The 26,798-nt window shown below is 37.5% G+C and carries 21 protein-coding genes, 1 tRNA gene, 1 pseudogene and 2 CRISPR repeat arrays; of the genes and pseudogenes, 4 read left to right on the top strand and 19 right to left on the bottom strand.

All coding sequences use genetic code 11. The annotated features are described in order from the left end of the window. Positions 1 to 2 precede the first annotated feature (2 nt). From K6959_RS06620 to K6959_RS06605, 5 genes are all read right to left on the bottom strand, one after another. On the bottom strand, positions 3 to 818 hold the full coding sequence (locus tag K6959_RS06620) for a hypothetical protein (protein ID WP_163241881.1): 816 nt from the start codon (positions 816 to 818) through the stop codon (positions 3 to 5). Between the two features lie 488 nt (positions 819 to 1,306). Next, complete coding sequence (locus K6959_RS06615) at positions 1,307 to 1,615, bottom strand: PepSY domain-containing protein (RefSeq protein WP_163241882.1); 309 nt, start codon at positions 1,613 to 1,615, stop codon at positions 1,307 to 1,309. A 234-nt stretch (positions 1,616 to 1,849) separates the two neighbouring features. Continuing rightward, a complete protein-coding gene (locus K6959_RS18880; RefSeq protein ID WP_258561176.1) occupies positions 1,850 to 1,981 on the bottom strand; it encodes a nucleoside triphosphate pyrophosphohydrolase family protein in 132 nt (43 codons plus the stop codon). 29 nt (positions 1,982 to 2,010) lie between these two features. Next, on the bottom strand, positions 2,011 to 2,139 hold the full coding sequence (locus K6959_RS18875) for a hypothetical protein (RefSeq protein ID WP_258561177.1): 129 nt from the start codon (positions 2,137 to 2,139) through the stop codon (positions 2,011 to 2,013). A 554-nt stretch (positions 2,140 to 2,693) separates the two neighbouring features. After that, a tRNA-Sec gene (locus K6959_RS06605) sits at positions 2,694 to 2,790 on the bottom strand. Between the two features lie 187 nt (positions 2,791 to 2,977). On the opposite strand from K6959_RS06605, the gene K6959_RS06600 reads away from it, so the two are divergent. Next, positions 2,978 to 3,403 carry a DUF2621 domain-containing protein gene (locus K6959_RS06600; RefSeq protein ID WP_163241883.1) on the top strand — a complete coding sequence of 142 codons (426 nt, stop codon included), beginning with the start codon at positions 2,978 to 2,980 and terminating at the stop codon, positions 3,401 to 3,403. Between the two features lie 158 nt (positions 3,404 to 3,561). Here the strand turns inward: K6959_RS06600 and K6959_RS06595 are convergent, their stop codons facing one another. After that, on the bottom strand, positions 3,562 to 4,269 hold the full coding sequence (locus K6959_RS06595) for a cytochrome c biogenesis CcdA family protein (RefSeq protein WP_163241884.1): 708 nt from the start codon (positions 4,267 to 4,269) through the stop codon (positions 3,562 to 3,564). 361 nt (positions 4,270 to 4,630) lie between these two features. On the opposite strand from K6959_RS06595, the gene K6959_RS06590 reads away from it, so the two are divergent. Beyond that, complete coding sequence (locus K6959_RS06590) at positions 4,631 to 4,795, top strand: aspartyl-phosphate phosphatase Spo0E family protein (protein WP_163241885.1); 165 nt, start codon at positions 4,631 to 4,633, stop codon at positions 4,793 to 4,795. Positions 4,796 to 4,845: 50 nt separating this feature from the next. Here K6959_RS06590 and K6959_RS06585 read toward each other — a convergent pair whose 3' ends face one another. From K6959_RS06585 to yneA, 8 genes are all read right to left on the bottom strand, one after another. Then, the gene (locus K6959_RS06585) at positions 4,846 to 6,636 is read right to left on the bottom strand and encodes an ABC transporter ATP-binding protein (protein WP_163241886.1); all 1,791 of its coding nucleotides are present in this window, start codon (positions 6,634 to 6,636) and stop codon (positions 4,846 to 4,848) included. 4 nt (positions 6,637 to 6,640) lie between these two features. Further along, positions 6,641 to 8,389, bottom strand: coding sequence for an ABC transporter transmembrane domain-containing protein (locus K6959_RS06580; protein ID WP_223087969.1), 1,749 nt, complete (start codon positions 8,387 to 8,389; stop codon positions 6,641 to 6,643). Between the two features lie 398 nt (positions 8,390 to 8,787). Next, positions 8,788 to 9,006 carry a YneF family protein gene (locus K6959_RS06575; protein ID WP_163241888.1) on the bottom strand — a complete coding sequence of 73 codons (219 nt, stop codon included), beginning with the start codon at positions 9,004 to 9,006 and terminating at the stop codon, positions 8,788 to 8,790. 78 nt (positions 9,007 to 9,084) lie between these two features. Further along, positions 9,085 to 9,528, bottom strand: a complete 444-nt coding sequence (gene sirA, locus K6959_RS06570; protein ID WP_163241889.1) for a sporulation inhibitor of replication protein SirA — start codon at positions 9,526 to 9,528, stop codon at positions 9,085 to 9,087. Between the two features lie 210 nt (positions 9,529 to 9,738). Beyond that, positions 9,739 to 11,739: a transketolase gene (gene tkt, locus K6959_RS06565; protein WP_223087967.1), complete on the bottom strand. Its 2,001-nt coding sequence runs from the start codon at positions 11,737 to 11,739 to the stop codon at positions 9,739 to 9,741. 335 nt (positions 11,740 to 12,074) lie between these two features. Continuing rightward, positions 12,075 to 12,311, bottom strand: coding sequence for a DUF896 domain-containing protein (locus K6959_RS06560; RefSeq protein ID WP_163241891.1), 237 nt, complete (start codon positions 12,309 to 12,311; stop codon positions 12,075 to 12,077). A 73-nt stretch (positions 12,312 to 12,384) separates the two neighbouring features. Further along, positions 12,385 to 13,038 (bottom strand): YneB family resolvase-like protein, encoded by a 654-nt coding sequence (locus K6959_RS06555; protein WP_163241892.1) that lies wholly within the window; start codon positions 13,036 to 13,038, stop codon positions 12,385 to 12,387. A gap of 13 nt (positions 13,039 to 13,051) precedes the next feature. Further along, on the bottom strand, positions 13,052 to 13,375 hold the full coding sequence (gene yneA / locus K6959_RS06550) for a cell division suppressor protein YneA (protein ID WP_163241893.1): 324 nt from the start codon (positions 13,373 to 13,375) through the stop codon (positions 13,052 to 13,054). Positions 13,376 to 13,527: 152 nt separating this feature from the next. Here yneA and lexA point away from each other — a divergent pair, with 152 nt between their 5' ends. Further along, positions 13,528 to 14,151: a transcriptional repressor LexA gene (lexA, locus tag K6959_RS06545; protein WP_163241894.1), complete on the top strand. Its 624-nt coding sequence runs from the start codon at positions 13,528 to 13,530 to the stop codon at positions 14,149 to 14,151. A gap of 243 nt (positions 14,152 to 14,394) precedes the next feature. On the opposite strand, the gene K6959_RS06540 is transcribed toward lexA, so the two are convergent. After that, a complete protein-coding gene (locus K6959_RS06540; RefSeq protein ID WP_163241895.1) occupies positions 14,395 to 15,066 on the bottom strand; it encodes an SOS response-associated peptidase in 672 nt (223 codons plus the stop codon). 179 nt (positions 15,067 to 15,245) lie between these two features. Here K6959_RS06540 and K6959_RS06535 point away from each other — a divergent pair. Then, positions 15,246 to 16,441: pseudogene (locus K6959_RS06535) on the top strand (IS256 family transposase). A 267-nt stretch (positions 16,442 to 16,708) separates the two neighbouring features. Beyond that, positions 16,709 to 20,065: a CRISPR direct-repeat array (repeat unit 32 nt; unit sequence ATTTCAATCCACACACCCATAAAGGGTGCGAC). Positions 20,066 to 20,168: 103 nt separating this feature from the next. Next, a CRISPR array of direct repeats spans positions 20,169 to 23,786; the repeat unit is 32 nt; unit sequence ATTTCAATCCACACACCCATAAAGGGTGCGAC. A 168-nt stretch (positions 23,787 to 23,954) separates the two neighbouring features. On the opposite strand, the gene cas2 reads toward K6959_RS06535, so the two are convergent. The 4 genes from cas2 to cas7c are packed head-to-tail and all read right to left on the bottom strand — an operon-like array spanning position 23,955 to position 26,796. Continuing rightward, a complete protein-coding gene (gene cas2, locus K6959_RS06530) occupies positions 23,955 to 24,245 on the bottom strand; it encodes a CRISPR-associated endonuclease Cas2 (RefSeq protein WP_223087965.1) in 291 nt (96 codons plus the stop codon). Positions 24,246 to 24,255: 10 nt separating this feature from the next. Continuing rightward, the gene (gene cas1c, locus K6959_RS06525; RefSeq protein WP_223087964.1) at positions 24,256 to 25,287 is read right to left on the bottom strand and encodes a type I-C CRISPR-associated endonuclease Cas1c; all 1,032 of its coding nucleotides are present in this window, start codon (positions 25,285 to 25,287) and stop codon (positions 24,256 to 24,258) included. Continuing rightward, on the bottom strand, positions 25,284 to 25,943 hold the full coding sequence (gene cas4, locus K6959_RS06520; RefSeq protein ID WP_163241899.1) for a CRISPR-associated protein Cas4: 660 nt from the start codon (positions 25,941 to 25,943) through the stop codon (positions 25,284 to 25,286). The genes cas1c and cas4 overlap by 4 nt, the downstream gene beginning before the upstream one ends. Beyond that, positions 25,933 to 26,796 carry a type I-C CRISPR-associated protein Cas7/Csd2 gene (gene cas7c, locus K6959_RS06515; protein ID WP_223087962.1) on the bottom strand — a complete coding sequence of 288 codons (864 nt, stop codon included), beginning with the start codon at positions 26,794 to 26,796 and terminating at the stop codon, positions 25,933 to 25,935. The genes cas4 and cas7c overlap by 11 nt, the downstream gene beginning before the upstream one ends. Between the last annotated feature and the right edge of the window lie 2 nt (positions 26,797 to 26,798).

Below are 26,798 nucleotides of genomic sequence, written 5' to 3'. Positions count from 1 at the left end.
TGTTAGTTACTTTGAAAAACTAGGATACTTAAACCACCGATTTCTATCTCATCTCTTTTTTGGACAATATGAAGAAGTGCAATCTCTCCCTCAAGCATCCCTACAACTGATAAGCCAACATTCGCATTCGGGCCAACTTCCAGTTTGACAACGGGCTCTGCTTCTTCTAGAGCATCTTCATCCGGACAAGATCTCCTTACAAAACCGACTTGTGTCATTGTACCTTCACCATTTTTCGGGATATTTTGATCAAGATATGACAGCAATGCATCGATCTCTTCAAGACTACCAACTCGAGTAACGATGTGATAAGTTTGTGCAAGTCGGGAATGATTATGTAGTTCAAAATTTGTTGTAAAATACGTCTTTTTTCTAGCCAACTTGAGTACTATTAAGTTACGTTGCGCCACATGGCGATCGGTTGGAACATTGAATTGCGGTACGGATGGCAATGGATCAAGATAGCTATGGGAAACTTCTGCGACTACGCATTCATGACCATTATTGACAAAGGTCGGATCCCATGGGCTTAAACATAATACGTCTCGCGTCTCACCGCCATTAAGAGATACATTAGCGGTACCAATATAATTGGCTGTATGGCGATCAAATCCAACAGCTGGATTCGCCCAGTAGAAACGTACAGTGGCATTCTCAACAGCATCTTCACCTTTGTTTTGAACGCGTGCCCATATGTAACACGGTTCACCTACGATCGGCTGATCCGGTGTACTTGTCGGATCTTTGCCTGGTACAGTCCAAATATTAGGACTTAGCCACCAAGGTGATCCATCCTGAATTTCTAATTTTATATCCATAGCCCATTCCTCCTTTTTTTAAATATGTCCAATTCTTACATATCCCATACTGGATGAGTGCTTCATTTTTGAAGTTCATACGGTGCTTATGTTTAACACTAATAGTTTAAAATCTAGTCATTGTTCCTCGCTAGTTTGGGAACACAACATAACCATGGCAACGAACAGAAACGAACACCATTCATTGGAAAAAATAAAAAGGATCGAATTCTGTATAATACAGAGTTCAATCCTTTATAACTTTAACGTTAAATAGTATTTTTACGAGAATTGCTTAGTTCTAATATCATACTCAATAAATTTAAGTACTAGGTCTTTACTTAAATGAATACTCGGATTCATACTATAGTGAAAAGCTTTACACAGAAACTAAAATGGAGATTTAGCATTTATAATAGAAGAATGCGGAAGGAAAAAATCTAAAAAGGACTGTAGCTCACTATAGCTAGGCATTCTCCCTTTTCATTAAAAGCAGTCCTAAATAGTTTTTAATCATTGTTATAATTATTGTAGTTATTATTGTTGTCGTAATGATAGTAAGGGTTATGATCATCATCATCATTTTCTTGTTCAATTTTTAAAATCTTACCGTTTTTTGCAAGTATCTCAACTTCAAATATTTTGCCTTGTGCCGTCATAATGAAGACTTCATAAACTAAAACACCATTTTCTAAATCCATATCTACATGCATAACTTTCCCAGGCACCCTTCTTAGAGCTATTTCTCGAGCTTGTTGCTTCGTAATTCTTTGTCTTTCCATAGGGGTTGGTGTGTTATAAAAATAATTCCCATACATTAAAAAAACATCCTCCTCATCAAAAAATCATCACTCATTTATTCATATGTATGAGACTAAGTATAGGTGTGTTGTAAATTTCCCTTGTTTAACTATCCACGTAGGAAAAATTGATTCAAATAAAATTTAATTAAAATATTTCCATGAAGAATGCCTCTCTCTAATAAGACACTCCTTTAATGAGTTCCTTCATTAATATAAATTCAACATTGTTATTTTACGGGTTTTACGCTATTAACCAATTACCTTTTCCAATACTATACGTTCATTAAATCCGCCACGATTTGCTAACTTATCAGCCTTTACTTTTAACACTTTATCCATATCAATGTTAAAAGCATGGGCGATACTCTCAATCACTTCCAATATATCAGCTAACTCTTCAAACTCTTCAATTAATTTATGTAGTAACAGCGGCTTAACTTCAGCTTCACTTGCAACATGAAAAAACGTTTTTTGTTATTCTCCTTTATCATTTGCGGTATTTTATCACGAACTAACTTGTTATCAATCATTTCAGCCATCATAACGCCCCTATCTTTTGAAAAAAATTCAAAAATTACTAGCATATTGTTTTTAATATCAATCTGGTACATTCAAAATTATTATACATGGAAGAATTTAATCGAGAACGATTATCTTTATCAGTTAAAAAGCTGTTTTTATTTGATTAATCTTTGCAGAGTTTTTAAGGATATTTTTCTATAGAAAAGTATGCAAATATTAGTTTAGATTTATAAATATGTAACCAATATATTCTCAGAAATAATCGAGAGTATTTTAATACCCCAGCTGAATAATCAATTAGATAATAAGAATATTTCATAATACTGTTAGCCTTCTTCGGTTTGCTTATAATTCATAAACCTATTAAACATTTCTAATAACGTTAACTTTTTCTTCAACAAACTTGACACAATTATTTCTAGTACCTTTACGAGTTTTTTTCTAATAGCTCATTGCATAAAAAAATCCACCTTTCTTTTTAAGAAATAAGTGGATTAGACATACTATGACTATATAATTTACTCTATAAAGAGAATACACTGTTCAAATTGTTGATAACGTTGAATTCATTTGGCGGGACTGCCTGGGAATCGAACCCAGCTGACCACGCACGGTGGTCACAAGCGGTTTTGAAGACCGTGGAGGACACCAGTACCCCATTCAGCCCCATTTTGTAATGGACATCACTATTATATAGGTAGAATAGTTAGGAATCAAGGAAGGACACTCCGATAAAACAGCCCTTTAAATTATTTGCAAGCAATTGAGCGAATAAATGGAACGTTACGCTTGTTTTCCTTAGCAAGGAAATATTATAATGAAGGAAAATATAACGAGTCGTGCAGGTGAACATATATGCTTGATGGTTGGTTTTTATGGTTTATTATTTTTTGGGTTGCTTTTTTAGTATTTTCTTTTGCAGTAGGCGGCTATTTTATGTTTCGGAAATTTTTGAAAAGGCTTCCGAAGAAAGACGGAAAGTCGATTATGGATTGGGAAGAATATTACGTAAACAAAACACGCCATTTATGGTCTGAGAATCAAAAGGCGCTGTTGGAAGAACTAGTCAGTCCTGTTCCTGAGCTGTTTCGTGATGTTGCCCGTCATAAAATTGCTGGAAAAATTGGCGAACTAGCCTTAAATGAAAAAGCGGAAAAGATTACGGAAGATTTAGTGATCCGTGGCTATATTACCGCAACCCCAAAACGAGATCATAAGTTTTTACGAAAAAGACTTGCAGAAAAAAATATCGATGTCGCCCCATATGAGCAATTTTTTTAAATTATAATCAAGGCATGCTTTCGTTATCAGCTTATGAACCGAGCGTGTTCAGCATCTCGACTAACAAGCATTGTTGCCTAACAAACTAAGACCGTCCCTATTTGACGGTCTTTTATTTTTGTAAAAATATGTTTCTAACTTTCCCATTATATATAACATTAAAAACCGGTAAAATTACCAAACCAGCCTGACATGATGGCAATTAATTTAGTCATCCAATCAAAAAATAGCACGATCCCCATCACAATCATTAAATATCCGCCAATTTTCATAATTTTAACATTATGTTTGCGAATCCAATGCATTTTTCCTATGAAGAATGATAATACAAAGAATGGAATTGAAAATCCGAGTGAATACGCAATCATATAAATCATACTTGAACCTGGATTTGTAGCGGCTAGACTGATAACGGCACCTAAAATTGGTCCGGTACACGGAGTCCAACCTGCTGCAAAGGCTAAACCAATTAAAACTGAGCCTAAATAGCCTGACGGACGATTTTTAAATTCAAAACGGCGATCCTTCATTATAAATTCCGGTTTAATAAAACCAACGACGATTAAACCAAACAGAATAATAAAAATAGCACCAATTTGACGTATTAAATCTTGATAGTCATAAAAAAAACGTCCAATGAAAGAGGTTCCAAAGCCGAGAGCGATAAACACTAAGGAAAATCCAATAATAAAAAATAACGTATGCATCATACTGCGTTTTTGCAAGATGGCATTTTCACTTTTTAATTCACCAACTGACATTCCAGTTATATACGATAAAAACGCAGGATATAGCGGAAGACAGCAAGGAGAAATAAAGCTTAAAAACCCTGCTCCAAAAGCTAAGAAAACATTAACATCTGTCACAATCATAACACCTACCTAACTTCATATCGTCTTCATTCTAACAAATCTACGATGTAAAAGATAATAGTTGAGATGTGAATTTTTTATGTCACAAACTTTTGCATGAAACGAGAATATTTTATAAAAAAAGAAGGATGTATATGTTAAAAAGCGAATCTATTTTTAATTAGGAAAATAATTTAATATTTATAACAAATCTTTTTGAATTTACTAACATAATACGTTATACTTGTATGAAACATAACATTAATTACTATAATTTATCATCTTTTTACATAACAGAGACAACGAAATATGACTTTAGTTGCATAAAGTTGCCCAAACTTTTTATAAGAATAATTTCATGAAAGGATAGACACCGGTGTCTAAACAAGAAATGCTTACACTGATTGAGAAAAAGCGTGCTGAACTTATTCGTATTGTTTCAAAAAATGGATTAAGTTCAACGCTCGCTATTAAGTATAGTCAAGAATTAGACTATCTCCTTAATCAGTATAATCGCCTGCTTTCAAAAAAAAGAGGATGAAAGAAGACAAAACAGCTTCAATATGAGGCTGTTTTGTTTTTTCAAAAATATTAACTGACAACATGATTGATCCGTTCGACAGATTCATTTTGCAACAAATACATTTTATGGTATAACCCTTTCATTGCTAGCAGTTCTTGATGTGTCCCTCGTTCAACGATTTCACCTTGATGTAAAACAAGTATTAAATCGGCATCTTGAATTGTCGATAATCGATGTGCGATTGCAATCGTTGTCCTTCCTTTACGCATTTTATTCAGTGCGATCTGAATTGCTTCCTCTGTCTCTGTATCAATGTTTGCCGTAGCCTCGTCTAAAACTAATATTTTCGGATTGGCGGCAATCGTTCTTGCAAATGCAATTAACTGTCTCTGACCGCTAGAGAAGGTTGAACCCCTTTCGACAACTTGATGATCAAATCTCTTATCTAGCAATTCAATAAATGGATAAGCCTGAACAAATTTAGCCGCAGCAATTACTTCTTCATCACTTATCTCCTCATTGTATAGACGAATGTTATCCTTGATCGTTCCGTAAAATAAAAATGGATCTTGCAAAACGAGTCCCATTTTTTTTCGCAGTTCATGAATTGGATAATCTTTAAGTGAAATACCATCGATGTATATATTTCCTCTTTCAAACTCATAAAAACGCATTAATAAATTAATAATCGAGCTTTTTCCACTTCCAGTATGACCAACTAAAGCAACTGTTTCACCAGGCTGTGCTATAAATGAAATATTCTTTAATACGTCTCGTTTTCCATCATATGAAAAGCTGACATTGCGAAATTCTATTTTTCCTTCACTTATGTGATGATTTTCCTTACCTTGTTCAGGCGCCAGCTCTGTTTCATCTATTAAACGAAAGACACGCGACGCTGAAACAATCGCTTGTTGATACATAGAAAGACGCATCATCATTTGGTTAATCGGCTCGAAAAAGCGATCAATATAATTGACGAAAGCATATAGCACTCCGATTTCAACAGGACTATTAAAAGAGGTGATCCCAAAATAGCTTAAAATCATCACAATGGCAAACACATAAACTAAATCAATCGCCGGTCTTAGTAATAAGCCATCTAGTTTAATATTTCTCATCCCTGCTTTGTAATGCTTTTCATTAATTTCACCAAACTCTTTTCGAAGCCGTTTTTCTTGGCGAAACAGTTGAATGATCCCCATTCCTTGAATTGATTCGTTCAATTTTGCATTTAAACGACTAAGCTGTTCACGCATTTCTTGATAAAAAACGGAGCTATATTTACGATAAATTGAAATAATCATAAAAATAATCGGGAAAAGAATCGTACAAACTAACGCCAGCTTAACATTTAAACTAAACATAGCAATAAAGATTCCGATTAATAAAAAACCACTTTGAATAAATGTGACTAAAACACTAACAAACATCTCTTTAATTGCTTCAGTATCATTCGTAACGCGCGAAACAATTGCTCCGGCAGGTGTTTTATCAAAATATTTTAAGCCGAGTGTTTGCACTTTAGAAAATACATCTATTCTCAACTGTTGAATAATTTTCAAAGCGATTTCTTGAAATTTTAACAATTGAAAATAAGAGACTAACACATTGGCAATTTGGATTGCCATAAACGCAGCTCCAAGTGTAAATAAAGGCTTAAACACGATATTTCTTGGTGTTAAGTAATCATCGATAAAAATTTTCACTAATATTGGCCCGATAATATCGCCAAGCGTTGTTAACAGCAATAAAAAAAATGCAATCGCAATTATTTTCATATGGGGTTTCGCATAGGAAAGGAGCCGGAAAAGAACTTTTCTCTGTTCCTTTCCTGTCAACACTTCAGTTTTATCCATATTTTTATCCTCCGTGTTCTACAAGTTCCTCAAGCTGTTGCCGTAAATACATTTCTTTATACCAGCCATCTTCGTCCATCAACTCTTCATGGGTTCCTCGTTGAATAATACGTCCTTCGTCTAACACTAAAATAAGATCAGCATGTTGAATGGCACTTAAACGATGGGCTGTAATGATCGTTGTTTTTCCTTTTCGATTTTCCTTTAAAGCTGACAAAATTGCTTCCTCTGTTTTTGCATCAACTGCTGACAGGGAATCATCTAAAATTAATACTTCAGGATCGATCATTAATGCTCTAGCAATAGCAATCCGTTGCTTTTGACCGCCTGATAAAGAAACACCTCGTTCACCTACGACTGTTTCATAGCCTTCAGTAAATTGAAGAATGTCATCATGAATATGAGCGACCTTTGCAGCTCTTTCAATAGCTTCAGCAGGTGCATTCGGATCGGTAAACGCAATATTTTCTCCAACAGTTGCTGAAAATAAAAAATGATCTTGCGGAACATAGCCGATCGCTTTTCGTAAGCTTTCAATTTTATACGTTTGTAAGCTTTTTCCACCAAAGCGAATCTCACCGTCATATCCCTCGAATTCGCGAACAAATAGCTTTAATAAAGTTGTTTTTCCCGCACCAGTCTTGCCGACAATTCCAATTGTTTCGCCTCTTTTCAATGTAAAGAAAATATCCTTTAACATCGGTTCATCTTCATTCGGATATGTAAATGTTTTAATAGCATATTCAATGTCACCGCTAGGTACAATATTTATTGCATCTTTACGATCATAAATTTCAGCTTTTTCAGCAAATAATGAATTAATTCGATCGTATGATGCCCGCCCTCTTTCCATAATATTAAACAGCCAGCCAAAAGCGAGCATCGGCCAAACCAGTAAGCCTAAGTAAGTTGTAAATGAAATTAATTGACCGATCGTTAATTCACCGTTGAGAACAAATTTTGCTCCAAATGTAAGTGCTAAGAAAAATGAAATACCGATAATAATAGAAATCGTTGGATCAAAAAGAGAATCAATCCTTGCAACAGCAATATTTTTATCTACTACATCTTGAGACTGCTTCCGAAATGATTCGATATCCTCTTGTTCTTGGCCAAATGTCTTAATTACTTTAACTCCTGTAATACTTTCCTGTGTTTTATCATTTAAAGAAGAAAATGCCTCTTGTGCTTTATGGAATCGTTTATGAAGAATGGAACCGTATAAGTTCGTAAAAAATGCCATAAGTGGCATCGGTATTAAGCTAATTAATGTTAGCTTCCAACTAATTGTCGTAGCCATTGCAAGAATAACGAAGCCGCCTGTTGCAATCGAATCAACAAATGTTAAAACACCTGAACCAGCAGTTAGCTGAATAGCCTGCAGATCATTCGTTGCATGAGCCATTAAATCACCCGTTCTCTTTTTTTGATAAAAAGACGCGGACATGTTCGTGAAATGCATGTATAAACGATCACGCAACTGGCGGGATAATTTTACGGCTGATCCGAAAATCATAATCCGCCAATAATACCTTGAGACGTACGTTAATAATCCGACAACAATTAACGCAACAAGCCATTTCGTCAAAATAGCCGGAGTCAATGTCCCATTTTTTATTTCATCAACAATTAAACCAATTGCTTTAGGCGGCAACAATTGTAAAATTGCGACAAAAATGAGGATGAAAACACCTGTTAAATATGCCTTCTTTTCTTGTTTAAAAAACCAGAGTAAATCAAAAAATACTTTCATGTTTATATCCTCCGCACTTTTATAAATATTTAGGATATTCAAAATTAAGAAAGTTTTAAATAGTAGTAGAAAAATGAAAAGGTTTATCTAGTTTATCAAACAACCTAAAAATAGGGAAGTATTTTGTTCTTAATTATTATCATTATTTTCTAATGTTTATGCTTACACTTCAGCAAAAAATCGTTATAAAGGGTGCTTGCAGATCAAGTTTTAACGACAGTGATTATTAAGTTTCATTTTGCTCTAAAGTTAAAAAAAACACTTGTTAGAGATTCCCTTAGTACGAAAAAAAACCACTTTTTATTGGAAATAAAAAGTGGTTTCTCAAAACGAAAAGTTTGACGGTTGTTTTTAATTATTAACAACCCATGAATTAATAACCCTTATGTATCAAGGATTTATTTCCCTTGTTGTTTGTTCATCGCTTGCATCATTTGATTAATTTTCTTTTGAGATGGTTTCATCCCCATTTGCATCATCATCACTTTTAACATTTGTTCATTAATTGGTGGATTTTTCTTTAAATAATTCATCATATATTTACGTGCAATGAAAAATCCTAGTGCTACTCCTGCCAATAGTACTAGAGTACCGCCTAGAATAAGTTGCCAAACCATAAAAAATTTCCTCCTTCATGTTGTCTCATTACAGTTTACTAAACGAAACACTAATATACAATATTTGCTGTAAATTTTTTATATAAATTTTCTTTCTTTTATCGGTTTTAGCCAACCGTAACGTTTGTTTTCTAAATCAACTGCCAAAAAAGAAGTTTCCCACTTCCGTAAAACTTCAAAAAAAATCGTTTCTGCCTCATAGCTCCCTTCTGCATGTAATTGTAAGGAGCGATCATACACTTCCATCTTCGCAGTACTTAATATTCCGTTCATTTCTAGATAATAGGTCATATCCTTTTTTATATGGAAATCATGTCGCTTGCTGAGCTGTTGTTTCATAATTTTATGAAGCCTAATGGTTGGGATTGTTTTTGTGATAAATTCAATTTGTCTTTTAATAATTAATTTAAGATCACCGCTAGCACGTTCAAAGTCTAAAAACAATTGATAAAACATCTGTTCTCTTCCGAAATAATGATCAGCAAACTCATCCTCAATTAAATAGAGCTGATAATTTCTCATCACATCTCCTCCAGGACAATCCTTTAAAGTCTATTATAAAAAATCGTCTGCAAAAGATGTGTCTATTACCGTCAAAAAAATATACTTTTTTTGTCGATTACAAAGGATTTTATATTGAATTGCTGATATTTCAAAAATTCAAATTCAAAATAAAGATAAAATGAGAAAAATCCACGGAGAAAATAATTTTCTCCGTGGTTTTTGAACCTTTTACTTTAATGATTTGAAACAGTTTACTACATTTTCAACAGTAAAGCCATATTCCATCATTACTTTCTCACCCGGAGCGGAGGCTCCAAATTGATCAATCGCTAACACAGCACCGTGATCACCTACGTAACGATCCCAACCGAAAGAAGATCCCATTTCAATAGCGAGACGCTTTTTCACATTCCCTGGTAAAATCGAGTCTTTATATTCTTTCGATTGTGCTTCAAAACGATCAAAAGAAGGCATACTAACAACCTGAACATGAATATCTTCGTTTGCTAATACAGCTTGGACTTCTACAGCTAAGCTTACTTCTGATCCTGTCGCAATAAGAATTCCATCAACAGCTTCCTTAGCAGCAGGAGAAACGACGTAAGCTCCTTTTGCTACACCCTCAGCGGCATTTTTATCTGTTCCTTTCAATGTCGGTAAGTTTTGGCGTGATAAAACTAATACAGTTGGCGTATTAGCTGATTTAACTGCAAGTTTCCATGCAGCAGCTGTTTCATTACTATCCGCTGGACGAATAACAGATAAATTTGGCATTCCTCTGAACGATGAAAGCTGTTCAATCGGCTCATGTGTCGGTCCATCTTCCCCTACAGCAATACTGTCATGGGTGAAAACATACGTAACAGGTAATTTCATTAATGCTGCAAGACGTATAGCTGGACGTAAATAATCAGAAAAGACAAAGAAAGTACCGCCAAAAACCTTCACGCCTCCATGTAAAGTCATCCCATTCATGGCTGCCCCCATCGCAAATTCACGTACTCCAAACCAAATATTCCGTCCGTTATACTCGCCGGGCATATAATCGGCTGCTCCTTTGATCATTGTCTTATTTGAACTAGCAAGATCAGCAGAACCCCCGATAAAAGACGGTACGTTCTTAGCAATTGCATTTAATACTTCACTAGAGGAAGCACGGCTTGCCAAACTTGATCCCTCTTCGTATACAGGAATATCTTGATCCCATTCCTTTGGAAGCTCATCGTTCATTGCTTGCACAAACTGTTGAGCTAAGTCAGGAAACTCCTGTTTATATTGCTCTAATAACGTATTCCATTCTTGTTCTTTTTTTGCACCATTTTCCCTAACTCGCTCATTAAAATGCTCATATACTTCTTCAGGAACATAAAAATCTTCCTCAAATGTCCATTTGTAAGCTTCTTTAGTCATTTTTAGCTCTTCGGCTCCGAGCGGAGCTCCATGTACAGCCGATTTTCCAGCCTTATTTGGCGAGCCGTAACCGATAACAGTCTTCACTTCAATTAATGTTGGCCTATTTTCATCTTGCTTTGCTTCTTGAATTGCTTTTGCAATCTCCGTAATATCATTGCCATCCTCTACACGTAAATATTGCCATCCGTAAGCCTCAAAGCGCTTAGCAACACTTTCAGTAAAAGATTTCTCAAGATCTCCGTCAAGACTTATATCATTTGAATCATACAAAACGATTAAGCGTCCTAGCTTTAAATGTCCTGCTAAAGAAGCAGCTTCTGCAGAAACTCCTTCCATTAAGTCACCGTCTCCGCAAATACTGTATGTATAATGATCAACAAGATGATAATTTTCCTTATTGTAAACAGACGCCAAATGTCGTTCAGCCATTGCCATTCCTACAGCCATTGCGATTCCTTGGCCAAGCGGTCCTGTTGTCGCATCTACCCCGGCTGTATAACCATATTCCGGATGACCTGGCGTTTTACTACCCCATTGACGAAATTGTTTAAGATCATCCATTGAAACATCATAACCAGATAGATGAAGCAAACTATATAAAAGCATTGAACCATGACCTGCCGAAAGTACGAAACGATCCCGATTAAACCAGTTAGGATTTTTCGGATTTTGATTCATAAATCGAGTCCACAATGTGTATGCCATTGGTGCTGCTCCCATCGGCATCCCAGGGGGTCCGGAGTTTGCCTTTTCAATAGCGTCAATTGATAATGTACGAATTGAGTTAATGGACAATGCTTCGATTTTTTTTAGCATTATATAACATCCTTTCATATTAAGATTACAAATAAATTCCATATACTTTAATATTATAATGACACATCTTATTATACAACTAAAAACAAATAATACAGCGGAAAAGGCCATTTTTTTTATCTATATATGTAAAAAGGAGAAATACTTAAATGCATTTCTCCTTTTAGACTTTGGCAAACGTTTGCATTCTTTCGTGCTTGCACTCGTTGTGAGTTATGAACACTCGTTCTATTCCCTTCCGCCTTGTGTGGTACGCCCTCGACTGACAAGCATGTTCAATCTTGGCTTTATCTCTAAGCCTAGAGAAGAAATATACTAAATGAAACCTACTTGTATTAGTGAAGGCGGCGTTTGTTATTTTGTATTGTTTTTAGTTTTTTCGGAGTAACATCATTCCCATTAGGGTCAATTACTTTTACCCCTTCCAAAGTGGTCTTCATTGAGGCGCGAAAAGCTTCTAAATATTCACGGCGAAGCTTCGATTGTTCTTTTGCTTCTTCATCAGTTAATGTTGAGTTCTTCGCCTTTTTAGCTAATTCATTAATACGGGCTATCTTTTCTTTTGGCAGCATCTTTTAGCTCCTTTGTTCCTTGTTAAATCAAAATTATGTTACTAAAGTTTACTCAGTTTTACAAGGAAAAAAACTATTTCTCCTTCTCCAGCTTGTTCATCTGCTCTTGGTAACGCCTATGAACAGTCGCTTTTGACACTTCATAGCCAAATCCCCTTAATGTGGCTGCAATTTCGGCAAAAGTTAATTTATTTTTACGCAATCGAATGATTTCTTCAATAGGCACATCAATTTTTGTTCTGCCAGTGCTTTCATTTATATTTTTCAAGTTTCTTTCTGGGCGATAGCCTTTTTCAATTGCACGCATCATGCCTCTTTTAATTTTAATATTATGAAGTTTTCGTTGATATTCCTCAACTATGCTAACAATGTTTAACACCATTGAGTCCGATTCAGATAATTGCAATTCGCCGTTATGTGCAATTGTATAGAGCTTTACATTCTCCTTTAAAATACAGTGAAGCAATGCAATCTTTGCATTTCCTCTGCCAAGTCTCGTTTCATCTTGTATAAGCACAGCACTAATTGCAGAATCCTTTAACATTGCTAGCAATTTCAATATACCTTCGCGCTCTAATTCATATCCGCTCGCCTTTTCCTTAATGATAGCTGCTACTTCAAGGCTATATACATTTGCAAGATGAAGCAATTCTTCTTCCTGACGCTTTAAAGATGTTTCTTGCGTTTCCTTTGTTGTACTGACACGACAATAAATAATCGCTTTCATTGTTATCCCTCATTCAATATTTTTCCGAACTAACTAAAGTTGTTTGTTCCTGCTCATTCTTTAGAACGGGAATCGTTAATGTTGTACCCGCAACGAGATAGCTTCCGTTAATTCCATTTGTTTTTTCTATCCAAGCGATAAATTCACTCGTTGTAAGATGATGTTTATCACTATATTCTTCAGCAAGCTTCCATAAAGAATCCCCTTCTTTAATAGTTATACATATGTAATTATCATCACTTCTACGGTCTGCTTGATCAACTAAAATGGTTGCGAATATGAAAATTAATGAAAAAAAGAGAATAATATATGAATAGTTTTTCCACAAAGAGTTCAATGTGAAACACCCCTTATTCGAATGTGTGTTCTGTTTTGTTAATTATAATACGAACAAGTGTTTGTGTCAATATTTTTTTCGAACTTATGTTTGTATCGATTGGAAATACATGCTATAATAAAAAACAATAATACATATTGAGGTGCGTTTTAATGGAAAAGATATCAAAAAGACAGCAAGATATCCTTGAATTCATTAAAGAAGAAGTGAAAAGAAAAGGTTATCCTCCTTCTGTAAGGGAGATTGGCGAAGCTGTTGGACTAGCTTCAAGCTCTACCGTTCACGGACATTTGTCAAGATTAGAAAGTAAAGGATTAATTCGCCGCGATCCGACAAAGCCGCGGGCAATTGAAATTCTAGAAGTAGATGAAACTGCTCATATTCCTAGAAGGAATGCCGTCAATGTACCTGTTGTTGGAAAGGTAACAGCTGGTCAGCCAATTACTGCAATCGAGAATATTGAAGAGTACTTTCCTTTACCTGAAAGCCTTGCGCCAACTGATGCAAAAGTATTTATGCTAGAAATCGTCGGAAATAGTATGATAGAAGCAGGTATTTTAAACGGAGATTATGTTATTGTTAGACAGCAGCAAGCAGCAAATAACGGGGATATTGTCGTTGCGATGACAGACGAGAATGAGGCAACAGTAAAACGTTTCTTTAAAGAAAAGGATTATATTCGTTTGCAGCCGGAAAATTCAACAATGGAACCGATTATTTTGCGAAATGTTACTATTTTAGGAAAAGTAACAGGCGTTTACCGCCATATTCATTAATTAAGATGAAGAACTAATTGAAAATTTGCCAACAGTCAGTATTTGAAGCAAATGCTCGAAACATTGGTTAAAAACGCTTGTTACTCGAGACGCACAGCACCGAGGCGGAAGTGAAAAAGACTAACCTGCAAGGTCAAGTTATGCACTTGACCTTTTTTTTATATGAAACTATAAATATAACAATCTCTAAATGTAGTCTACTGTCCTTCAAATACTGCACATCTAACAAACGTCGTTTAAATGTTAAACTTGTTTAATTAAATGTGGTGCATTATTTTTCGGAGAATTTACCTCGGGAGATACTTCATAGTAATCCATTAAATGACTATCAAATGGTTTTAACAGCTCTTTCAAATCATTTATGTTATTTATGGACGGATCTAACCAACGTTTTTCATCTTCTCGCTTTAGGATGACGGGCATACGTTCATGAATTGATGACATGAATTCATTTGCTTCCGTTGTAATAATTGTACAAGAATAAATAACATCATTATTTTGGGTTCGCCAACCTTCCCACAACCCAGCCATAGCAAAAAGCTCATCTGTTTTTAATTTTATCCGCACAGGGATTTTTTGCTCTCGCGTCTTCCTCCACTCGTAAAAAGAGTCGGCGATAATTAAACAACGCTTCTTTTTAAAAGCATTGCTAAAACTTGGTTTTTCAGCTAATGTCTCGGCTCTGGCATTAATCATGTTGTAACCAATTTTTTCATCCTTCGCCCAAGGCGGAATCAGCCCCCACCTTAAATACCCAAGCCGATTTTTATCTCCGTCATTAATGACAGACACAACATGGTGAGAAGGGGCTATATTATAACTCACTTTATACTCATTTTCATTAAAAGCCACTTTAACATTAAAACGCTTAATAATCTCATCATAGTTAGTAAACAGCGTAAACCTTCCACACATGATTTTATCCTCCGTCCGTTTACTTATAAAAAATACACAACATTATTATAATCAATTTTAATAGAGAATCCGGAGAGTGTAAAATATTTTGTGTAAATGAAAAATTCCATGTAAAAAGGAAGACCTTTTCTTGGTAGAATTAAGTCACCACAACCAATCCTAGAAAAGAGGTCTTCCCTATGAATCAGTTTACAACAGAAATTGTCGATGCACTAGTGAAAAAGCAAGATATTACTGAGGTTTTCCGTTCGCACTTGGAAATGGCAATCAATTCGCTGCTGGCGACAGAACTAACAGAATTTCTAGACTATGAAAAGTATGATCGGATTGGCTTTAATTCAGGCAACTCACGTAATGGGTCTTATTCGCGTACGCTTCACACGGAGTATGGCGACTTGGCAATACAAATCCCACGTGATCGTAATGGCGAGTTCAAACAACAGACGATCGCTCCTTATAAGCGCTCAAACGATACGCTGGAAGAGACGGTGATTCACCTATTCAAGAAAGGTATCACAATGTCTGAAATCGCCCAGTTAATCGAGAAAATGTATGGGCATCATTACACGCCACAAACGATTTCGAACATGACAAAAGCGGTATCAGAAACGGTTGAAGCGTTTAATAAACGTCCGCTGCACAACCGCTATGTGTGCGTGTATTTAGACGCAACGTATATTGCCGTACGTCGTGATACGGTGTCAAAAGAAGCTGTTTACATTACTGTTGGAATTCATGAAGACGGCTCAAAGGAAGTGCTCGCTTACACGATTGCCCCAACGGAGTCGGCTTACAACTGGAAGGAGCTGCTAGAAGAGCTGAAAGACCGCGGTGTAGAAGACGTCCTCTTATTCGTATCAGACTGCTTAAAAGGCATGGCTGACGCTGTCTTTAGCGTGTTTCCAAAAGCGAAATACCAAGTATGCCTTGTGCATGTCGGTCGCAATATTATGCATAAAGTGCGTGTAGAAAATCGCAAGGAAGTGTGCGAAGATTTTAAAACGATTCACCAGGCAAAGGACGCTGAAGCAGCTGAGCTAGCCCTTGGGCAGTTTTGTGAGAAATGGGGAAAATCGTACAAAAAAATCACGCAAGGCTTACTTGATAACCCATATTTACTGACGTTTTATCAGTTCCCAAAAGCGATTTGGCGAAGCATCTACTCGACAAATCTGATTGAATCTTTTAATAAACAAATCAAGAAATATACGAAACGTAAGGAACAGTTCCCGAACGAAGAATCGCTGGAACGCTTCTTAGTGACGCAATTTGAAGATTACAATCAACGTTTCGTCACGCGTTGTCATATCGGCTTTAACCAGGCCCGTGTAAGTTGGAAGAGATGTTTGAGCAGCTACATGAACCTATAAAATAATCAGGCGCACCAGCGCAAAATTTGGATGTATCGGAAAGTGACGAACTACCTTAAAGGGTTGAAAATTCATTTACACAAAAATATTGACAGTCCCAGAATCCGTCAAAAAAATAAATTACGCTAAATTATTAAACGTATGAAAAATCATAAAACTACTGAATTTATTTGTTCCATTTAAAAAAGGAGAATTAGCCGACTCGAGCTATTCAAGAGGATAAGACTTGTATAAAAATCCTATCAAACTAGCCCCATTTGAAGGGTGACAAAATTTCAATCCACACACCCATAAAGGGTGCGACCTTGAACTTGCAGACTCCACTCAAGAGGTATATATTTCAATCCACACACCCATAAAGGGTGCGACAAACTCAGACATCCACAGTAGACGGAAAGCAAGATATTTCAATCCACACACCCATAAAGGGTGCGACGTTTGCTCGTCAATCTTTTCAACTTCTCCCTCATATTTCAATCCACACACCCATAAAGGGTGCGACAATTTTATTAATATCTACAGTACCAATCAAATTTATTTCAATCCACACACCCATAAAGGGTGCGACTCCTCCTAATGGATCACCAAAATATAGTTCTTTTGATTTCAATCCACACACCCATAAAGGGTGCGACTTTTGTAATTGTTTTTTCGTTTGTTGTGCCATATTATTTCAATCCACACACCCATAAAGGGTGCGACAATACCGTCGCGGGAGAAACCGACGAGGAACTAGCATTTCAATCCACACACCCATAAAGGGTGCGACCAGGCGAGGTCATCGTGCGAGGCTCAGTTTACGAGATTTCAATCCACACACCCATAAAGGGTGCGACTTTCTCCAATCGTCAGAAAGATCTCCATCGTAACCAATTTCAATCCACACACCCATAAAGGGTGCGACCTTAGGGTAGCAGACCTTAGAGGAGCAAACCTTATTTCAATCCACACACCCATAAAGGGTGCGACAATATGACGGCTGATGTTTACTTGCACGTTTCACGATTTCAATCCACACACCCATAAAGGGTGCGACGCGGAAACATGGCGACGATTACAGCGACAGTTAGAATTTCAATCCACACACCCATAAAGGGTGCGACGCTACACTAGTTACAGATGTACGCAGGACTATAAGATTTCAATCCACACACCCATAAAGGGTGCGACCTAAATCTTCCCCCAATTCAAGATAGCGATTTTATTTCAATCCACACACCCATAAAGGGTGCGACTTATGGCGCCTGTTTTTGGGTCAATCACTACGTTTATTTCAATCCACACACCCATAAAGGGTGCGACGGACGTATAGCAACAGGAGAGGAGTGATAAGGATATTTCAATCCACACACCCATAAAGGGTGCGACGTTGAGTATCATCATTGATAAAAGGACTAAAACTAATTTCAATCCACACACCCATAAAGGGTGCGACCCCGTCAGTTTTTCATTAGATACGTTACCTGCAGATTTCAATCCACACACCCATAAAGGGTGCGACTTTTTTTACCTAGCTAACGAACTTATTTCAATCATTATTTCAATCCACACACCCATAAAGGGTGCGACACCAATAAAACGAGTATAACGGAAACTAATACTATATTTCAATCCACACACCCATAAAGGGTGCGACCTCGCAATGTCGGCGTGGTAGCCCACTTGAAACCATTTCAATCCACACACCCATATAGGGTGCGACCTCATATTCAATTTATTTTCAAGTGATTATTTCAATTTCAATCCACACACCCATAAAGGGTGCGACTCGCTTTCAGCAGTTTCTGCGTCATCGCTTTGTAATTTCAATCCACACACCCATAAAGGGTGCGACGCTTCGAATAAGTATTCAATGTTTAATTGATTAAAATTTCAATCCACACACCCATAAAGGGTGCGACAAAAAATCGCCGCTATTCGACCAAAGGCGGGTGATTTCAATCCACACACCCATAAAGGGTGCGACCTTCTACAGGCGGTAAACTGTATCCGCCTAAAACAATTTCAATCCACACACCCATAAAGGGTGCGACATTGATGTTGGACATGATAGTGATTACTATGATTATTTCAATCCACACACCCATAAAGGGTGCGACTTTCAATCCACAGCATTTAAGCTGACCGACTTGCTATTTCAATCCACACACCCATAAAGGGTGCGACACAAAATAATTAGTCCAAGTATCTTCAAATCGATATTTCAATCCACACACCCATAAAGGGTGCGACTGTTTACCGACCTTTTTTAGTGCGCCCGCATAAAGCATTTCAATCCACACACCCATAAAGGGTGCGACCTCAAATCTCTCGACGTCGAGAGATTTGGGGGTTATTTCAATCCACACACCCATAAAGGGTGCGACAGGGAGCACGTAAAGCGGACTGGGATAGGTTAGCAATTTCAATCCACACACCCATAAAGGGTGCGACATAACAGATGCCGCGGCTCAGAACTTGCGTAAAGATTTCAATCCACACACCCATAAAGGGTGCGACAATAAAACGAGTATAAAGGGGGCTTGCAAATCATATTTCAATCCACACACCCATAAAGGGTGCGACTCCACAAGTTCGCCAATCATCGGCTCTTCGTGGAATTTCAATCCACACACCCATAAAGGGTGCGACAATTAGATCGTCACCTTTATAAACCGCAAAAATAGATTTCAATCCACACACCCATAAAGGGTGCGACGTTTATCAAAGCACCATAACCATCTTTCGTTAGCATTTCAATCCACACACCCATAAAGGGTGCGACGTGTTCGACTTGTACAAGTTATTAGATGTTTTCGAATTTCAATCCACACACCCATAAAGGGTGCGACAAAGAAAATTAGACCAGATAAGCCAATTATAATTATTTCAATCCACACACCCATAAAGGGTGCGACAGAAATAGCAGACGAAGTAGGACAAAAACTATTTAAATTTCAATCCACACACCCATAAAGGGTGCGACTCATATGTCCATATTCCTCTTAATTTTCCGACTGATTTCAATCCACACACCCATAAAGGGTGCGACTTTAAAAAGTAATATCATTACAAGGATTTTGAACATTTCAATCCACACACCCATAAAGGGTGCGACCCAAGTCCACATGGTATAAAATCGTCAAAGAATACATTTCAATCCACACACCCATAAAGGGTGCGACGTTGTCATATCAAGGGTTACAGCGTTTCTCTCTTAATTTCAATCCACACACCCATAAAGGGTGCGACAGGGAGCGGAGCAAGTGATTGAGTACGACCGTGTATTTCAATCCACACACCCATAAAGGGTGCGACCGAAATATTGATAAAAACTAATAACAAACGGTTCATTTCAATCCACACACCCATAAAGGGTGCGACGTTAAAACACCTGCGGAAATATCTCCATAAATAGATTTCAATCCACACACCCATAAAGGGTGCGACTAAGCCCACCTTTGCATTTTTAATTTAAAGTTATCATTTCAATCCACACACCCATAAAGGGTGCGACAAAACAAAGGAGGATAAATTAAATGACATTCGGAATTTCAATCCACACACCCATAAAGGGTGCGACATTGGTGTGTGTGGGGATTGATATTTAGTGATTAAATTTCAATCCACACACCCATAAAGGGTGCGACAAAGCCTGCAAGATCGTTTTTAAAGTTGATAACGATTTCAATCCACACACCCATATAAAGGGTGCGACGTTTAGATATTGATTGGTGGGTGTGGAGGGAGAGAGATTTCAATCCACACACCCATAAAGGGTGCGACAGTAAAACGTTTTTCGCTCCAATACCTTTTCGAGATTTCAATCCACACACCCATAAAGGGTGCGACGTATAAGCTTTACCATTTTTATATTCAGTGGTCTATTTCAATCCACACACCCATAAAGGGTGCGACGAAAACAAGCTAACACGTGACGCTTTAAACAATCTATTTCAATCCACACACCCATAAAGGGTGCGACTGGTTATATTCTTTTTACAAGCATTTCCAAATATTATTTCAATCCACACACCCATAAAGGGTGCGACATTGTATACAAGCGACAAGCGACTGTAAATTGATATTTCAATCCACACACCCATAAAGGGTGCGACCAACTTTTATCATTCTTTGTGCTTGTCTTTCATATTTCAATCCACACACCCATAAAGGGTGCGACTTTAAAAAGCGAATGGATGAAGCGAATAAAGAAATTTCAATCCACACACCCATAAAGGGTGCGACAATTTATATTAGGTGGAGTAGAGGAGATAAAAGATATTTCAATCCACACACCCATAAAGGGTGCGACAGTCCTGAACTCAGAACCTTAATAAATATCGAAAAATTTCAATCCACACACCCATAAAGGGTGCGACGTGATTGACCCAAAAACAGGCGCCATAATTGACGATTTCAATCCACACACCCATAAAGGGTGCGACCGCCTACATCTTTAAACATCGCTAAAGCTTCGGCATTTCAATCCACACACCCATAAAGGGTGCGACGGAGGTTTCCAAGCGTATCAGGACGTCAGAAACATTTCAATCCACACACCCATAAAGGGTGCGACATCAAGCACTATTCCTCTTCCAGATTTAACAAGCGATTTCAATCCACACACCCATAAAGGGTGCGACACGGAATATGGCGAAATTCTATATTAGGAGAGCAATTTCAATCCACACACCCATAAAGGGTGCGACATTAAAAATATCGTTATTTTCCGTGGGATACCGAATTTCAATCCACACACCCATAAAGGGTGCGACGACAAAATTTATATATTTTAGTTATCCACATTGATTTCAATCCACACACCCATAAAGGGTGCGACTTTACCGTTTTAATTATTTTTAAGGAGGATGCTAGATTTCAATCCACACACCCATAAAGGGTGCGACGTTAATGTACTTGACATGACGGACGGAAAAATCACATTTCAATCCACACACCCATAAAGGGTGCGACGGGCAATACAGCATAAAAAGATTCAGACGAATAATTTCAATCCACACACCCATAAAGGGTGCGACACAATCTATGTAGGAGATGAAATAGTCGAGGACACATTTCAATCCACACACCCATAAAGGGTGCGACGATCACAGATTAAAAGGATGGTAAAGGAGCGTATATTTCAATCCACACACCCATAAAGGGTGCGACACCGACAATATACACAACCAACCTTTCAAGTTCGATTTCAATCCACACACCCATAAAGGGTGCGACTCGCTCATGTTGCGGCTTAATCGTGTTATGCTGTCATTTCAATCCACACACCCATAAAGGGTGCGACATATCCGCACGAATACATACCGCTTATCATGCACATTTCAATCCACACACCCATAAAGGGTGCGACCCGCTGCCAACCTTAAAGTAAATGACGATGTGATATTTCAATCCACACACCCATAAAGGGTGCGACTAAGAAGGAAGTAATTGGATGGTACGGGAAGTAATTTCAATCCACACACCCATAAAGGGTGCGACGCTGTAAACCGCGTCATATCAACGTTTTAAAATGCAATTTCAATCCACACACCCATAAAGGGTGCGACGTAATAGATTTTTAATAAAATTTAATTGCTTTTCTATTTCAATCCACACACCCATAAAGGGTGCGACATGCGCTCAATTCCTCATTAATAAAGCAATGATCCATTTCAATCCACACACCCATAAAAAGGGTGCGACGGTGTCGTTTTTGAAAATCGCTCATATACTTTTACATTTCAATCCACACACCCATAAAGGGTGCGACGGTAATTAGCGAGGGACAGACCTACACAAGAGAGATTTCAATCCACACACCCATAAAGGGTGCGACATAGTAGCTCGTAAATCAGCCGCGTATTCCCGTTATTTCAATCCACACACCCATAAAGGGTGCGACAATTGCCGATGGCATTGGCAAGAAACAAAGCGAAATTTCAATCCACACACCCATAAAGGGTGCGACGGCGCTGTTTGATGTCGGTTCGTTCCTTTTCCGCATTTCAATCCACACACCCATAAAGGGTGCGACACAACGAGGCTGCAAGCAGTGCGGCGGACGCTTGGATTTCAATCCACACACCCATAAAGGGTGCGACTCGCTCATATTGCGGCTCAGACGCGTTATGCTATCATTTCAATCCACACACCCATAAAGGGTGCGACCCCGCGATTAGCAAGTCGCCATTTTGTCGTCTTATTTCAATCCACACACCCATAAAGGGTGCGACCGTTTTTGTTGTGCTGCCTGCCGTAAAGGACATTTCATTTCAATCCACACACCCATAAAGGGTGCGACAGCAGGTTGTCGATGATATGCTCGTTGCCCGCGTATTTCAATCCACACACCCATAAAGGGTGCGACGAGTTTCAGGCGACCCCTTGCCCCTTTTTATTGTCGATTTCAATCCACACACCCATAAAGGGTGCGACAAAAGCGGGCATTTTTTAGCGTTAAGGTCGGAGAGATTTCAATCCACACACCCATAAAGGGTGCGACAAGGACATTTCGAAAGCGTAGGACAATTAGCTAATTTCAATCCACACACCCATAAAGGGTGCGACAGTTTCCAAGCGTCTTACACAGCGGGAGTTTGCCATTTCAATCCACACACCCATAAAGGGTGCGACATTAGTTGCTCCGCCTCTGCCGCATCATCGACATATTTCAATCCACACACCCATAAAGGGTGCGACATCTGCGGGTTGTCATCTAGCGGTAAAATAATAAATTTCAATCCACACACCCATAAAGGGTGCGACGGTCATCCTTACATTGCTGGCCGCATTCGCCGAATTTCAATCCACACACCCATAAAGGGTGCGACAATTATGCGTAAAAGAGCGTTAGCGCTTACGTCCATTTCAATCCACACACCCATAAAGGGTGCGACGCGACTAAATCAAATGTTCGGCGATCTAGTTGCCAATTTCAATCCACACACCCATAAAGGGTGCGACAGTATTCCCCCCGATGATAGCACTGATTATTATCTATTTCAATCCACACACCCATAAAGGGTGCGACAAGGTTTCTCGTCTTGTATTTCCGTAACTGCTTCCATTTCAATCCACACACCCATAAAGGGTGCGACGTAATGTCAATTCCCCACACCAATCGCCGTATCGATTTCAATCCACACACCCATAAAGGGTGCGACATTCCTTCACCATCCTATTCCGCTTGATAAAATTTATTTCAATCCACACACCCATAAAGGGTGCGACAACAATACCAAAGTTTACAATTTTCGCTTGCTTTCATTTCAATCCACACACCCATAAAGGGTGCGACGCATCGCTTCCTGCGTATCCCACGTAAGCCCACGAAATTTCAATCCACACACCCATAAAGGGTGCGACAGCGATTTTTGATCAAAAAAAGTAAAAATAGTAATATTTTGATCAAAAACACACTAATTTTCTTTCATTAAGAAAGAATGATATTATCTAAAATTACAAAAATGTAAATTATAGTTTAAAATTATGGTGCGAATCTATCAGTAATTTTATGTGCACTATACATTCGCACTAAAAAATTAAAGGTTCTTCTAAATCGATAGATTCTTTAACTCCAATATGCTCAACCTTGTTTTTGTAATTATTTCCTAACTGATAAAATCTGAGACTATCCTGTTCCTCATCAATAATATTAGTTAGTTTAATTTTTAATGTAGCAAACTGGGTTTCATCTACTATACATTCAAAAACCGAATTTTGAACTCGTTGACCATAATTTTGACATACTTTAGAAACTTTTCGTAACCTTTTCTTTCCTGCAGTACTTACTGTACTTACATCATACGTAATTAATACTAACAAATATTTACACCTACTTCCATAAAAATGGCGGGTATTCATCTAGATCATTACGTAAATAACGAGCCAGTAATAACGATTGTGCATGTGGAACTAATCCCCAAGAAATCTTATCACCTAAGTATGGGTGAGTGATCTTTTCCTGCTTTTTCTTTTGCCAAGCAGCTAGAAACTTTTTTTTCGCTTCCTCTGTCATGATAATTGCACCATTTTCCTTTTTATAAAAGTCACTTTTATTAACAATCTTTTTATTAACCAATGATAAGACAAACTTATCTGCGTAAACACCTCGTAACTCTTCCATGACATCTAAAGCCAAAGATACTCTTCCAGGTCTATCTCGATGTAAAAAACCAACATACGCATCAAGTCCAACACCTTCTAGTGCAGCTGCCATATCATTAGCTAATAATGTATAAGCAAATGATAGCATTGCATTCATATTGTCTAACGGTGGTCTTCTTGAACGTAAATTGAAATAAAAGTCATCTTTCTGCTGTAAAATCATTTGATTAAACAATTGATTATAGTTTATAGCTGCTTGTCCTTCCCAACCTCTTAATTGATCTAAATTCTCACATTTCCTTACCTCAAGAATAATTGTTGATAAATATTTGGAGGTTTCTTTAAATTGGGCTACATCTACTCGTAATGGATAATCCCTCGTCATTCTCTCTATTATCCATTTATTATTATAAATTTTTCCAATAATAAAATTACGAGCAATTTTTGCAGATTCCCGTTCATCCTCAGATATATTATACTGTTTTTTTTTGAGAACTACGTTTCCCTTACTTTTTCCAATCACTCTCGCAAGGAATCGCCCGCTCATTGACAAAAATGTGATAGAAATATTTCTTTCTACGCAATAACCCATTAATGCCGGACTTGCACCAGTATAACCAAATGATACGATTGATTCTAGATTATGAAGCGGTAATCTACCTAATTTTTCTTGTTCCTTAAGAAGGACAATATTATCTCCATCTAAAGATAAATAAACATCTGGTTGAGTAATAAATAACGTGTTTAGAAGTTTTTTCATTCAATGATCTTCCCCTCAATATAACTTTTCACAGACCGCTTATTCATTAATTTTGGCATACATATATTTTGAAGGGAACAACTTTTACAAAATGCTCCTGTTTTTACTTTAGGTGTATGTTTACATTTATAATAGTCGTGCATTTCTTTCACGGCCGATCTTACTTTATTCTTATTTTCTTTTGTTATCGGCACTTCAATTCTATGCTTGATTTCATTATAGAACATATAACCGACGTTAACTTCACAAAGTAGCATTTCTTCTATGCATATGGCTTGTGCCGTTAACTGCAAAACATCCGAATCATTTACTTTTGGTTTTCCTCGTTTATATTCAACGGGATAAGCAATATATTTTCCTTCAACACCAATTATTTCAACACCGCTATTATCTTTTATAAACTCTACTACGTCACAGATGCCAGTTATTTTTAGTTCTTCTGATTTTATAGGCATTGCACGAACAATCAATTTATTCCCACGTTTCTCTCGAATAAATGGCTGATCAGCTTTTTGATGAAGATGCTGTCCCTCAATTGTTCGAACGTTTTCCTCCCACTGCTGCTCTATATGAATGAGAGCCCATTGACGTCTACAAAATTGAAAATGCTGAATGCCAGACAACATAAGATAATTGTCTTCTTCATTATAATCCATCGATCACTTCTACACTTAGTCCTTCTAATTCATTTAATGTAATCGTATAATCTTCAATTGTTTTTTGTTCTTCTACTTTATTTTTTATAGTTAGTGAGCGGTGTACCTTAGCAGAAGAATATTGGCCGAGTTTAGATTTATGCTCCCACCAATAAACTTTATGCACTTCCATACTTCCCTCAGGCCGTGCTGCTGAAGAATCATTTTCAAACAACGTAACGAGCGCTTGCTTAATTTTTTCTGCATCTTCATTTGTGAATCCAGTTTTCTCTGCTAGTTGAGTGTTAATACTTCCATAAAAGACATAAACGCCATAATCTACACGGTGTTTCATCCCCATTGTATCCGAGCCTTTATCTTTTCCTGACTCAGAATTAACGCTTTTTGTAATTTGCATACTCGTAATATCGATTGGAGCAATGCTCGTTGCAGTATGAATAGAAACTGGCCCTCTTACACCAACAGACACTCCTGCACCTTTACCAGCACCTTTGAAGGCAAAAACTTGACCAAAACTCCGTACATCGATCCATTCTTGGCACGCAATCGTAGCAAATGTATCTGCAGAATTATCTTTTGATTTTAATATCTTTTCTAATTCTTGATTAGCCTCAGCCCGTTCTCTTAAACTTTTAAATTGATCTACTTTTCTGTCATTCGATTGAACAAAAATAGGTAGCCCCATGTCCTGAAGACGATTTCTAATTTTTCTTTTCAGTGCTACATCCGAAATTTCACCATGTCCATCATAGTTTTTACGCGGTCTATTTCCATTTAACGGATCCCCGTTTGGGTTAGCCTTTGTAACAGATAAAATAACGGAAAAATCAATTTTATGATCTAAAATAGTCATAT

Source organism: Bacillus aquiflavi, from assembly GCF_019915265.1.
GTDB classification, from domain to species: Bacteria; Bacillota; Bacilli; order Bacillales; family Cytobacillaceae; genus Bacillus_BT; species Bacillus_BT aquiflavi.
Note: the sequence above shows the minus strand (reverse complement) of the source record. Positions and strands in the feature narration are given on the sequence as shown.